Consider the following 13,024-nt stretch of genomic DNA (forward strand, 5'->3'; position numbering starts at 1 on the left):
CCCTGCTGCCCGGGCTTTGAGGGAGGCCCAGAGGCGCGGGGACGGCGGGCCGTACTTTCCGAGGAGGGGAAAGATGGGCGGCGCCGTCCGCATCGACAGCAGCGAGGCCGCACCCGGGCACGCCCGGGCGTGGCGCTCAACCGCGCTTGGCCGGCGGGGCGGCGGAACCGCGCACGACCAGCTTGTGCGGGACTACCTGGTCGACCAGCACGCGGGTGGTGCGGTCCTTGCGCCGGATCGTGCGCAGCAGGATGTCGATCGCGGCGTTGGCCATCGAGGCCATCGGCTGGTGGATGGTGGTCAGTTCCGGCCAGACCATGGTCGCGGCCGAGGTGTCATCGAAGCCGACCACGGCCAGGTCGCGCGGCACGTCCAGGCCGCGCCGGTGCGCCACCGACACGGCCGCGGCGGCCATGTCGTCGTTGGAAGCGATGATCGCGGTGGGCGGACGCTTGCCGGACAGGATCTTCTCGGCGGCCTTCAGGCCGGAGCGGTAGGTGTAGTCGCCCTGCTGGACCACGCTGGCGTCGATCGGCAGGCCGGCCTCGTGCATCGCCATCCGGAAGCCTTCGTAGCGGTTCGAGCTGGCGCTCAGGTCGGGGCGGCCCTTGATGAAGCCGATCCGGGCGTGGCCCTGGGCGATGAGGTATTCGGCCAGCTCCTTGCCGGCGCGCAGGTCGTCGATGCGCACGCAGGAGATCTCCTCGCTGGAGCGGCCGGCGGCGATCGCCACCACCGGCACCTCGGCGCGCACGAACTCGCTGACCGCGGCGTGCGATTCGCACAGCGGCGGCGGCAGGATCACCCCGTCGACCTTGCCGGCCATGGCCCGCGCGGCCTTGCGCTCGGCGTCGGTGTCGAGGTTGTCCCAGTAGTCGATCACCAGCTGGATCGAGGTGCGCGACGCCACCCGCAGCAGGCCGACCAGCATCTCGCGCAGGTAGGCGCCGCTGGGGTTGGTGTAGACCAGCGCGATGCGGGTGTGCTGCGCCGCGGCCAGGGAGCTGGCGGCGAGGTTGGGCGTGTAGTCCAGCTCGCGCACCGCCTGCATGACCCGCTCGCGGGTGCTGTCGCGGACCTTGCCGTGGTTGTTCATCACCCGCGAGACGGTCATCGGCGACACGCCGGCCAGCGTGGCGACCTCGTCGATGGTGACGCCGCGGCTCTTGCGGCGCACGGACTTCCTCGGCTTCTCCAACGTCGTTCCCTTGGACTGATTGATCGGGGCAGGGCCGGCACGGCCTGAGCCCGAAGGCCGGCCGGTGCGGACCGGCGCGGCTCCCCCTACACCGGAGCAAATGATGGTATCGCTAACAACCCGGACAGGCGAACAGGGCGGGGCTGGCGCATGGCGCCGGGCCACGCGCATGGCGCGCACCGCCGTGACCTGGCTGGGCCTGCTGCTGGCCGCCGGCCCGGCGCTGTCGGAGGACGGCTACGAGCTGTGGCTGCGCTACGTCCCGGTGGCGGCGGAGCAGGCGGCCGGATACCGCGCGCGGGCCAGCGAACTGGTCGTTCCCGGCGCCACGCCCGCCGCGCAGGCGGCGCGCGACGAACTGCAGCGCGGCCTGCTCGGCCTGCTCGGCAAGGCCCCGCCGCTGGCCGCACGCGCCAGCCGGGAAGGCGCCATCCTGGTCGGCACGCCGGCCTCGCTGCCGCAGCTGGCCGCGCTGGGCCTGGACCTGTCCGGCGTGGGCGAGGAGGGCTACCTGCTGCGCAGCGTGCGCATCGACGGCCGCCCGGCCACCGTGGTCGCCGCCAACACCGACACCGGCGCGCTGTACGGCGCCTTCCACCTGCTGCGCCTGTTGCAGACCGCCCAGCCGCTGGAGGCGCTGGACGTCCGCGAGGCGCCGCGGCTGAAGCTGCGCCTGCTCAACCACTGGGACAACCTCGACCGCTACGTCGAACGCGGCTACGCCGGCCAGTCGATCTTCGACTGGCACAAGCTGCCCGGCTGGAAGGACCCGCGGTACACCGACTACGCCCGCGCCAACGCCTCCATCGGCATCAACGGCACGGTGCTCAACAACGTCAACACCAGCGCGCAGGCGCTGACGCCGCTGTACCTGCGCAAGGCCGCGGCGCTGGCCGAGGTGTTCCGGCCGTACGGCATCAAGGTCTACCTGAGCGCACGCTTCAGCGCGCCGATCGAGATCGGCGGCCTCGGGACCGCCGATCCGCTGGACCCGGCCGTGCGCCGGTGGTGGAAGGACAAGGCCGCGGAGATCTACCGCATCATCCCCGGCTTCGGCGGCTTCCTGGTCAAGGCCAACTCGGAAGGGCAGCCCGGCCCGCAGGACTACGGCCGCTCGCACGCCGACGGCGCCAACATGCTGGCCGAGGCGCTGGCGCCGCACGGCGGCATCGTGATGTGGCGCGCCTTCGTGTACTCGCACGAGGAGCCGGACGACCGCCACAAGCAGGCGTACACCGAGTTCGTGCCGCACGACGGCCGCTTCGCGCCGAACGTGCTGGTGCAGGTCAAGAACGGCGCCATCGATTTCCAGCCGCGCGAGCCGTTCCATCCGCTGTTCGGCGCGATGCCGAAGACGCCGCTGATGATGGAGTTCCAGGTCACCAAGGAGTACCTGGGCTTCGCCACGCACCTGGCCTACCTGGCGCCGCTGTACGAGGAAACCCTGCGCGCGGACACCTACGCGCGGGGCCCGGGCTCGACGGTGGCCAGGGTGATCGACGGCTCGCTCGACGGTCACGCCCTGACCGGCATGGCCGGGGTGGCCAACATCGGCAGCGACCGCAACTGGAGCGGTTCGCACTTCGACCAGGCCAACTGGTTCGCCTTCGGCCGGCTGGCCTGGAACCCGTACCTGGAATCGGCCGCCATCGCCGGGGAATGGGTGCGGATGACCTTCTCCAACGACCCGGCCGTGGTCGCGCCGGTGGTGGCGATGATGATGGGCTCGCGCGAGGCGGTGGTGGACTACATGACCCCGCTGGGCCTGCACCACCTGATGGGCCGCGGCCACCACTACGGGCCGGGGCCGTGGGTCAGCGGCGGCCCGCGCGCGGACTGGACCTCGGTGTACTACCACCGCGCCGACGCGCGGGGCATCGGCTTCGACCGCAGCGCCAGCGGCAGCGATGCCGTAGGCCAGTACGCGCCGCCGGTGGCGGAACGGTTCGGCAACGTGGACACCGTGCCGGAGGAGTTCCTGCTGTGGTTCCACCATGTGCCCTGGGACCACCGCATGGCGTCCGGGCGCACGCTGTGGGACGAGCTGGTGCTGCGCTATGGCCGCGGCGTCGACTACGTGCGCGGCATGCGCCACACCTGGGACGGCCTGTCCGGGAAGATCGACGCCGAACGCCATGCGCAGGTCGCCGCGTTCCTGGCGATCCAGGAAGACGAGGCGCAATGGTGGCGCGACGCCTCCATCGCCTACTTCCAGACTTTCTCGAAGCGGCCGCTGCCTCCCGGCGCCGAGCCGCCGCCGCATCCGCTGTCCTACTACCAGTCGCTGGAGTTTCCTTACGCACCGGGGGATGGGAAGTGACCGAAGCAAGACGCCCGCGCGCGCGCCGCGCCGCCCTGCTGCTGGCCGTCGCCGGCCTGTCGCCGTTGCCCGCCGCGCTCGCGGCCGATGCGCCGCTGCTGCATCCGCTGTTCCAGGACCACGCGGTGCTGCAGCGCGGACAACCGCTGCGGATCTGGGGCCAGGCCGAGCCCGGCGCCGAGGTGAAGGTCGAACTGGCCGGCAAGCGCGCCCGGGCGCGCGCCGGCGCCGACGGCGCCTGGGAGGCGCAACTGCCGGCGCTGAAGGCCGGCGGTCCCTACACCCTGGCGGTCTCCGCGGGCGCGGCGAAGCAGTCGGTGGCCGACGTGATGGTCGGCGACGTGTGGCTGTGCTCCGGCCAGTCGAACATGGAGCTGCAGGTCTGGCGCTCGCTGGACGCGCGCGCCGAGATCGCCGGCGCCGGCAACGACCGCATCCGCCTGCTCACCGTGCCGCAGGTCGAAGGCATCACGCCACGGTCGACGTTCGGCGATGTGGTGCAGTGGCAGCCGGTGACTCCCGGATCGGTGCGCGACTTCTCCGCCGCGTGCTACTTCTTCGCGCGCGAGCTGCAGAAGTCCGTCGACGTGCCGATGGGGCTGATCAATGCCGCCTGGGGCGGCTCGCGCATCGAAGCCTGGATCAGCGCCGGCGCATTGCGCGCGCTGGGCGGCTACGACGCCGAACTGGACGTGCTCGACCGCTACGCTGTCGATCCGGTCGCCGCCGTCGGCGACTGGGGCACGTTGTGGCAGAAGTGGTGGTCCAGCCGTCCGGGCGTCGCCGCGGAGGACCGCCCGTGGTCCCCCGACGCGCCGTCCGCCGGCTGGCGCGCCGCGCCGGCGCAGCTGGGCGCGTGGGAGAAGTGGGGCGTGCCGGAACTGGCCGACTTCAACGGCATGGTCTGGTACCACGCCAGCGTCGAACTCAGCGCCGCGCAGGCCGCGCAGGAGGCGGTGTTGAAGCTGGGGCCGGCCGACGAGATCGACATGACATGGGTGAACGGCCGCGCCGTGGGTTCGACCTACGGCGCCGGCGGCGGTCGCGAGTACGTGCTACCGCCGGGCGTGCTGCGCCCGGGCCGCAACACCGTAGTGGTGAACGTGCTGGACACGTGGCGCGACGGCGGCCTCGCCGGGCCGGCCTCGGCGCATGCGCTGCAGCTGGCCGACGGCAGCGAGGTGCCGCTGGACGGCGGCTGGAAGTACCGCATCGCGCCTGCCGGGATGGGCACGCCGCCGCGCGCGCCATGGCAGAGCGCGGCGGGCCTGTCCACGCTCCATGCCGGCATGATCGCGCCGCTGGGCCGCTTCGGCCTGCGCGGCGCGCTCTGGTACCAGGGCGAGTCGAACACCGGTGAAGCGGAGCGCTACGCCGACCTGCTGCGCGCGCTGCGCGGCGACTGGCGCGACCGCTTCGGCGCGGACCTGCCGCTGCTGGTGGTGCAGCTGGCCGGCTTCGGTGCGCCGCCGCTGCAGCCGGGCGAAAGCGGCTGGGCGTCACTGCGCGAGGCCCAGCGGCAGGTCGCCGCGGAGGACCCGCGCACCGGCCTGGTGGTGGCCGTGGACATTGGCGACCGCTACGACATCCATCCGGCCAACAAGCAGGAGCTCGGCCGTCGCCTGGCCCGCGCCGCCCGCCACGTGGTCTACGGCGACGCGCTGCCGCCCTCCGGCCCGGTGCCGGTTGCGGCCAGCCGCAACGGCGATGCCATCGTCGTTGCCTTCGGCGACGTCGAAGGACGCCTGGTCGGCTATGGCGGCGAAGGCCCGGTGGGTTTCGAGGTCTGTGGTGACGAGGCCGGCAGCTGCCGCTACGCCAGCGCGCAGATCTGGAACCAGCGCGTGACCCTGCGCGCGCCCGCCGCGCACGCCGCCACCCGGGTGCGCTACTGCTGGGCCGACAACCCGGTGTGCACGCTCTACGACCACACCGGCGGCGGCACCGGCCTGCCCGCTGGCCCGTTCGAGATCCCCGTTGCCCCCATGCCCCAGGACGACCACGCCCGATGAGCACGCCCATGACCGAAACCACCACGCACGGTTCGAAGAACGACCGCGAGATCGTCGACGCCAGGGTCATCGTCACCTGCCCGGGGCGCAACTTCGTCACCCTGAAGATCACCACCCGCTCGGGCGTGTACGGCCTGGGCGACGCCACCCTCAACGGCCGCGAACTGGCCGTGGCCTCGTACCTGCAGGACCACGTGGTGCCGAACCTGGTCGGCCGCGACGCCGGCCGCATCGAGGACATCTGGCAGTTCCTGTACCGCGGCGCGTACTGGCGTCGCGGCCCGGTGACGATGAGCGCGATCGCCGCGGTCGACGTGGCGCTGTGGGACATCCTCGGCAAGATGGCCGGCCTGCCGGTCTACCAGCTGCTGGGCGGCCGCTCGCGCGAGGGCGCGCTGGTCTACGGCCATGCCAACGGCCGCGACATCGCCGAGGCGTCCGACGCGGTCGGCAGGTTCATCGAGCAGGGCTTCCTGGCGGTGCGCGCGCAGTGCGGCGTTCCCGGCATCAAGAAGGCCTACGGCATCTCCAGCGGCAAGGCCTACGAGCCGGCCGAGAGCGAGCTGCCGGCCGAAACCGTGTGGAACACCCCGCGCTACCTGGAGGTGGTGCCGAAGCTGTTCGAGCAGCTGCGCCGCGACCATGGCCCGGACGTGGAACTGCTGCACGACGTGCACCACCGCCTCACGCCCATCGAGGCCGCGCGCCTGGCCAAGTCGCTGGAGCCTTACCGCCTGTTCTGGCTGGAGGACGCGACCCCGGCCGAGAACCAGAAGTCGTTCGAGCTGATCCGCCGCCACTCGGTCACCGCGCTGGCGGTGGGCGAGGTGTTCAACTCGATCTGGGACTGCAAGCACCTGATCGAGAACCAGCTGGTCGACTACATCCGCACCACCATCGTGCACGGCGGCGGCATCACCCACGTGCGCCGCCTGGCCGACTTCGCCGCCCTGCACCAGGTGCGCACCGGCTTCCACGGCGCCACCGACCTGTCGCCGGTGACGATGGGCGCGGCGCTGCACTTCGACACCTGGGTGCCGAACTTCGGCATCCAGGAATACATGTTCCATACCGACGAGACCGACACGGTGTTCCCGCACGACTACGTGCTGCGCGCCGGCCGCCTGCACGTGGGCGACACCCCCGGCATCGGCGTGGACATCGACGAGAAACTGGCCGCGAAGTACCCGTACTCGCCGAAACAGCTGCCGATCGCGCGGCTGGAAGACGGCTCGATGTGGGACTGGTGAGCCTGGCCATGACGAGGAGGGGATCGATGGAAACCTGCTTCAAGCGCGCCCGCACGGGCACCACCGCACGCATCCTGGGCCTGGCCGTGGCCGCGCTGCTGCTGGCCGCGTGCAACCGCGAACCGGCGACGACGCAGGCCGCGGCGGGCGATGGCCCGGAGGTGGCGCCCGTGTACTTCGACTGGTTCGAGTACACCGGACGCGATGCCGCGTTCGAGACGCCGCTGCCGGAAGGGCACTTCCGCAACCCGGTGCTGGCCGGCTTCCACTCCGATCCCAGCGTCACCGCCGCCAACGGCAGGTTCTACCTGGTCGCCTCGACCTTCGCCTTCTTCCCCGGCATCCCGGTGTTCGAGAGCGAGGACCTGGTGCACTGGAAGCAGGTGGGCAACGCGATCCATCGCCCCGGGCAGCTCGACTTCGACGGCCTGGGCCTGTCGCGCGGCGTGTTCGCCCCGGCGATCGAGTACCACGACGGCACCTTCTACGTGGTCAACACCTCGGTCGATGCCGGCGGCAACTTCTTCGTCACCGCCAAGGACCCGGCCGGCCCCTGGTCGGACCCGGTGTGGCTGCCGACCATCGGCGGCATCGACCCGTCGCTGTTCTTCGACGACGACGGCAAGGTCTACATCCTCAACAACGACGAGCCGGAAGTGCCGGTCCGTTACGACGGCCACCGCGCGATCTGGCTGCAGGAAATCGACATCGCCAATGGCAAGCCGTTCGGTCCGCGCAAGGTGCTGATCGACGGCGGGGTGAAGCCGGAGGAGAACCCCATCTGGATCGAAGGCCCGCACATCTACAAGGTCGATGGCTGGTACTACCTCAGCGATGCCGAGGGCGGCACCGGCCCACAGCACTCGCAGGTGATCCTGCGCAGCCGTGACGTGTGGGGCCCGTATGAACCGTACGAGCACAACCCGATCCTGACCCAGCGCGACCTCGACCCGGACCGTCCGCTTCCGGTGACCAATGCCGGCCACGCCGACCTGGTGCAGGGCCCGGACGGCAGCTGGTGGGCGACCTTCCTGGCCAGCCGCAACTACGGCGTGGACCACTACAACACCGGCCGCGAAGCGTTCCTGCTGCCGGTGACCTGGAAGGATGGCTGGCCGGTGATCCTGCCGCGCGGCGAGAAGATCCCGTACGTGCTGCCGGGCCTGTCCTTCATGAAGAAGCCCGCCGACCAGGCGCCGATGACCGGCAACTTCACCTGGCGCGACGAGTTCGACACGGTCGAGCTCGGCAAGGGCTGGATGACCCCGCGCGTGCCGAAGACGCCATGGTACGACGGCAGCGCCCGTCCGGGCTGGCTGGCGATCACCCCGTTGCCGGAGCGGCTGGACGCCAGGACCAACATGGCCTTCTACGCGCGCCGCCAGCAGCACCAGGTGTTCGAGGCCAGCACCGCGATGGAGCTGCCGGCACCGGGCGTGGCCGCCGGGCTGGCCGCGTTCCAGGGCGACGACTACTGGTACTTCCTCGGGGTGCGCCGCGACGGCGGCGAGGGCGCCGAGGTGTTCCTGGAGAAGAAGGCCGGCGAGGGCGAGGTCGAGACGGTCGCCCGCCAGCCGGTCAGCGCGGCCGGACAGCTGGTCCTGCACGTCCAAGGCAACGAGGGCGCCTATGCCTTCGGCTTCGACGCCGGCGACGGCAAGGGCGTGCAGTGGCTGGTGCGCGACGCCGACGGAACCATCCTCAGCACCGACGTGGCCGGCGGTTTCGTCGGCACGACCCTCGGTCCGCACGCACGCCTGGAAACCACGCGTTGACCGCACCGACGAACGACAGCCCCGACCCGCACGCCAGAAGGAGCAAGCGATGAGCGCCAACCACGCACGTCCCCGCAAGCCCACCGCCGCCACGCCGGCCCGCGACGCGCTGCGCCGCCGCCTGCTCGCGCGCGGCTGCGCCGTGGCCCTGGCGGCGTTGCCGTGGATGGCGGTGCAGGCCGAGGAAGCGCGGCCCTGGCTGGACACCTCGCTGGGCTTCGAGGAACGCGCCGCCGCGCTGGTGGCGCGGATGACCCTGGAGGAGAAGGCCGCGCAGATGCAGAACGACGCGCCGGCGATCGAGCGCCTGGGCGTGCCGCAGTACGACTGGTGGAACGAGGCCCTGCACGGCGTCGCCCGCGCCGGCGGCGCGACCGTGTTCCCGCAGGCGATCGGCATGGCGGCCAGCTTCGACGTGCCGCTGATGGACCAGGTCGCCGCGGCGATCAGCGACGAGGCCCGCGCCAAGCACCACGAGTTCGCCCGCAAGGGCCAGCGCGGCCGCTACCAGGGCCTGACCTTCTGGTCGCCCAACATCAACATCTTCCGCGACCCGCGCTGGGGCCGCGGCCAGGAGACCTACGGCGAGGACCCGTACCTGACCGCGCGCATGGGCGTGTCCTTCGTGCGCGGCCTGCAGGGCATGGATCCGCGGACCGGGCAGCCGCTGGATCCGAAGTACCGCAAGCTCGACGCCACCGCCAAGCACTTCGCCGTTCACAGCGGCCCGGAGGCCGACCGTCACACCTTCGACGTGCATCCCTCGAAGCAGGACCTCTACGACACCTACCTGCCGGCATTCGAGGCGCTGGTGAAGGAGGCCGACGTGTACGCGGTGATGGGCGCCTACAACCGCGTCTACGGCGAGTCGGCCAGCGCCAGCCGCTTCCTGCTGCGCGACCTGCTGCGCACGCAGTGGGGTTTCGACGGCTACGTGATGTCCGACTGCTGGGCGATCGTGGACATCTGGAAGAACCACAGGATCGTCGCCACGCCGGAGGAAGCGGCTGCGCTGGCGGTGAGGAACGGCACCGAGCTCAACTGCGGAAGCACCTACGCCAGGCACCTGCCGGTGGCGGTGGAGAAGGGGCTGATCAGCGAGGCCGAACTGGACGATGCGCTGACCCGGCTGTTCGTGGCGCGCATGCGCCTGGGCATGTTCGACCCGCCGGAACAGGTGCGCTGGGCGCAGATCCCGTATTCGGTGAACCAGGCCCCGGCGCATGACGCGCTGGCGCGGAAGATGGCGCAGGAGTCGCTGGTCCTGCTGAAGAACGACGGCGTCCTGCCGCTGTCGAAGGACATCCGCCGCCTGGCCGTGATCGGCCCGACCGCCGACGACACCATGGCCCTGCTGGGCAACTACTACGGCACGCCGGCCGACCCGGTGACCATCCTGCGCGGCATCCGCGAGGCGGCGCCGGGCGTAGAGGTGGTGTACGCGCGCGGTGTCGACCTGGTCGAAGGCCGCGACGACCCGGCGGCCACGCCGCTGGTCGAGCCGCAGTACCTGCGTCCGGAGCCCGGCTCCAGCGAGCGCGGCCTGCGCGGCGAGTACTTCCGCAACAAGGACCTGTCCGGGCAGCCGGTGCTGGTGCGCGTGGACCCGCAGATCGCGTTCCGCTGGGACCGCGGTTCGCCCACCGACAACCTGATGGCGCGCGGCGAGGCCGGCCCGGACAACGCCGTGCCCAACGACGGCTTCAGCATCCGCTGGAGCGGCCAGCTGCTGCCGCCGGTGAGCGGACGGTACCGGCTGGAGGCGGCGGCCAACGACGGCATGCGCCTGTACCTGGACAGCAAGCTGCTCATCGACCACTGGGAAGATGCCGAGCGCCTGCGCGCGGACAGCGTCACCGTCGAGCTGGAGGCCGGCCGCGCCTACGACATCCGCCTGGAGTACTACGAGAACGAGCGCGACTCGGCGGTGCGCCTGGCCTGGGCGCAACCGGGCGCGCAGCCACCGTTCGAACAGGCGCTGGAAGCGGCACGCAGTGCCGACGCGGTGGTCTTCGTCGGCGGCCTGACCGGCGACGTCGAGGGCGAGGAGATGCGCGTCGACTATCCCGGCTTCGCCGGCGGCGACCGTACCGACATCCGCCTGCCCGCCACTCAGCAGAAGCTGCTGGAAGCCGTGCACGCCACCGGCAAGCCGGTGGTGCTGGTGCTGACCAGCGGCTCGGCGCTGGGCATCGACTGGGCGAAGCGGAACCTGCCGGCGATCCTGATGGCCTGGTATCCGGGCCAGCGCGGCGGCACTGCGGTGGCCGACGTGCTGTTCGGCGACTACAACCCGGCCGGGCGCCTGCCGGTGACCTTCTACAGCGCCGACGAGAAGCTGCCGCCGTTCGACGACTACGCCATGCAGGGGCGCACCTACCGCTACTTCGCCGGCGAGCCGCTGTTCCCGTTCGGCCACGGTCTGTCGTACACGCGCTTCGGCTACTCGGGACTGGCGTTGGACCGCGACCGCACCCGCGCGGGCGAACCGGTGCGCGTCGAGCTGACGGTGAAGAACGAGGGCCGGCGTGCCGGCGACGAGGTCGTGCAGCTGTACGTGCGCGGCCCGCAGCGCGAAGGCGCGCCGCTGAAGGAGCTGCGCGGCTTCCAGCGCGTGCACCTGCAGCCGGGCGAATCGCGCCGGGTGGCATTCGTGCTTGACCCGGCCCGCGACCTGCGCCGTTACGACACCGGCGCGAGCGGCTACGTGGTCGCGCCGGGCGAGTACGAGATCCAGGCCGGCGCCTCCAGCGCCGACATCCGCGCGCGCACCACGTTGACGGTCGCGCGCGACTGAGAGCGTTCAACCTGTCCGTTTCTCTCTCCGGGGCGGACGGGCCAGGCGAGGCGGGGTCGACAGCAACTCCCAGGGTCGCCGGCCCCGCCAAGCCTTCTTACATTGCAGGACACCCATGGCGACACCTGTTCGCGACACCCGCCGACTCTCCGATGCCACCCTGGCCCTGTTGCCGGCCGGGGTTGCCGTGCCCGCCTACGAGCGCGCGCGGACCTCGATCGGCATCGTCCACTTCGGCCCGGGCGCGTTCCACCGCGCGCACCAGGCGGTGTACATGGACGACCTGCTGGCGGACGACCCGGACTGGGCGATCTGCGCGGTCTCGCTGCACAGCGCCGGCGTGCGCGACGCGCTGCGGCCGCAGGACGGGCTGTACACGCTGGCCCTGCTCGGCGAGCGCGAGCGGCTGCGCGTGGTCGGCTCGATCCGCGAGGTGCTGTGCGCGCCGCAGGAGCGCGAGGCGGTGCTGGCGCGGCTGGCCGACCCGCAGGTCCGGCTGGTGACGCTGACCATCACCGAGAAGGGCTACTGCCTGTCGACCGATGGCGTCGACCTGGCGCATCCGGACATCGTCCACGACCTCGCCAGCCCGCATGCGCCGGTGAGCGCGGTCGGCTGGCTGGTCGAAGGCCTGCGCCTGCGCCGCGCGCGCGGCACGGCGCCGTACACCGTGCTCAGCTGCGACAACCTCGCCAACAACGGCGGCCGCCTGCGCCGGGCGGTGCTGCAGTACGCGCGGCAGCTGGACGCCGGGCTGGCCGACTGGATCGAAGGCGAGGTCGCGTTCCCGCGCTCGATGGTCGACAGCATCACCCCGGCCAGCGACGACGCGCTGCGCGAACGCGTCTCCGCGCGCCTGGGCGTGGAGGATGCCTGGCCGGTGCAGCGCGAGCCGTACGCGCAGTGGGTGGTGGAGGATGACTTCCGCAACGGCCGCCCGCCGCTGGAACGCGCCGGCGTGGTGCTGGCCGGCGACATCGCCGGCTACGACCGCGCCAAGCTGCGCCTGCTCAACGCGCCGCATTCGGCGCTGGCCTACCTCGGCTCGCTGATGGAACTGGAGACGGTGGCCGAGGCGATGCGCGAGCCGCGCCTGGCCGGCTTCGTCGAGCGGCTGATGCGCCAGGACATCGCGCCCGGCCTGCCGGCCCTCGTCGGCTTCGATCCACAGGCCTACGTCGACGCGATCCTGGCGCGCTTCCGCAACCCGGCCATCCGCCACCTGCTGGCGCAGATCGCCTGGGACGGTTCGCAGAAGCTCCCGGTGCGCCTGCTCGGCACGATCGCCGAGGCGCTGGACGCGGGGCGGCCGATCGGGCGGCTGTGCGTGCCGGTGGCCGGCTGGATGTGCTTCGTCCGTCGCCAGGTCGCACGCGGCGTCGCCATCGTCGATCCGCTGGCCGATGCCCTGGTGCGGCTCGGGCGCGCCTGCACCGGCGATCCGGTGCGCGACGTGGAGGCCTTCCTGCGCCTGGATCCGGTGTTCGGCGCGCTGTCGGGCGATCCGCGTTTCGTCCACGTGCTGCGCGCGGCCTACGCCCGGCTCGGCGACGGCCTGCCGGGCGCGGTGGCCGCGGTGCTGGCCGACGAGGCCGCCGCGCCGTGAATCCCGTTGTCCGCCACCGCCGCCGGGAGTTCCCGCCGCGGTCCTGACCGTCCTGGGCGGTTGCGA

General features: G+C 71.9%; 7 protein-coding genes. 6 read left to right on the forward strand and 1 reads right to left on the reverse strand.

What is annotated here, in order from left to right:
- Positions 1–136: 136 nt before the first annotated feature.
- Positions 137–1,198 carry a LacI family DNA-binding transcriptional regulator gene (locus tag PSEJ35_RS0104815; protein ID WP_028916809.1) on the reverse strand — a complete coding sequence of 354 codons (1,062 nt, stop codon included), beginning with the start codon at positions 1,196–1,198 and terminating at the stop codon, positions 137–139.
- Positions 1,199–1,367: 169 nt separating this feature from the next.
- On the opposite strand from PSEJ35_RS0104815, the gene PSEJ35_RS0104820 reads away from it, so the two are divergent.
- The 6 genes from PSEJ35_RS0104820 (at position 1,368) to PSEJ35_RS15405 (ending at position 12,958) form a co-directional block, all read left to right on the forward strand.
- Entirely contained in the window at positions 1,368–3,518 is a 2,151-nt protein-coding gene (locus tag PSEJ35_RS0104820) for an alpha-glucuronidase family glycosyl hydrolase (protein ID WP_028916810.1), read from the forward strand.
- Complete coding sequence (locus tag PSEJ35_RS0104825; RefSeq protein ID WP_198014153.1) at positions 3,515–5,530, forward strand: sialate O-acetylesterase; 2,016 nt, start codon at positions 3,515–3,517, stop codon at positions 5,528–5,530. The genes PSEJ35_RS0104820 and PSEJ35_RS0104825 overlap by 4 nt, the downstream gene beginning before the upstream one ends.
- 8 nt (positions 5,531–5,538) lie before the next feature.
- Positions 5,539–6,780, forward strand: coding sequence for a D-mannonate dehydratase ManD (gene manD, locus PSEJ35_RS0104830; protein WP_028916812.1), 1,242 nt, complete (start codon positions 5,539–5,541; stop codon positions 6,778–6,780).
- A gap of 26 nt (positions 6,781–6,806) precedes the next feature.
- Positions 6,807–8,555 (forward strand): glycoside hydrolase family 43 protein, encoded by a 1,749-nt coding sequence (locus tag PSEJ35_RS0104835; RefSeq protein WP_156924730.1) that lies wholly within the window; start codon positions 6,807–6,809, stop codon positions 8,553–8,555.
- A 166-nt stretch (positions 8,556–8,721) separates the two neighbouring features.
- Positions 8,722–11,352 (forward strand): glycoside hydrolase family 3 protein, encoded by a 2,631-nt coding sequence (locus tag PSEJ35_RS0104840; RefSeq protein WP_051412521.1) that lies wholly within the window; start codon positions 8,722–8,724, stop codon positions 11,350–11,352.
- 115 nt (positions 11,353–11,467) lie between these two features.
- Complete coding sequence (locus PSEJ35_RS15405; RefSeq protein WP_037082425.1) at positions 11,468–12,958, forward strand: mannitol dehydrogenase family protein; 1,491 nt, start codon at positions 11,468–11,470, stop codon at positions 12,956–12,958.
- Positions 12,959–13,024: the final 66 nt, after the last annotated feature.

This window comes from Pseudoxanthomonas sp. J35 (genome assembly GCF_000513995.1).
GTDB lineage: Bacteria > Pseudomonadota > Gammaproteobacteria > Xanthomonadales > Xanthomonadaceae > Pseudoxanthomonas.

Excerpts from the sequence above, each read along its gene's own strand:
- PSEJ35_RS15405 (WP_037082425.1), top strand. The coding sequence starts at position 11,468 with ATGGCGACACCTGTTCGCGACACCCGCCGACTCTCCGATGCCACCCTG.
- PSEJ35_RS0104835 (WP_156924730.1), top strand. The coding sequence starts at position 6,807 with ATGGAAACCTGCTTCAAGCGCGCCCGCACGGGCACCACCGCACGCATC.
- PSEJ35_RS0104820 (WP_028916810.1), top strand. The coding sequence starts at position 1,368 with ATGGCGCGCACCGCCGTGACCTGGCTGGGCCTGCTGCTGGCCGCCGGC.
- manD (WP_028916812.1), top strand. The coding sequence starts at position 5,539 with ATGACCGAAACCACCACGCACGGTTCGAAGAACGACCGCGAGATCGTC.
- PSEJ35_RS0104840 (WP_051412521.1), top strand. The coding sequence starts at position 8,722 with ATGGCGGTGCAGGCCGAGGAAGCGCGGCCCTGGCTGGACACCTCGCTG.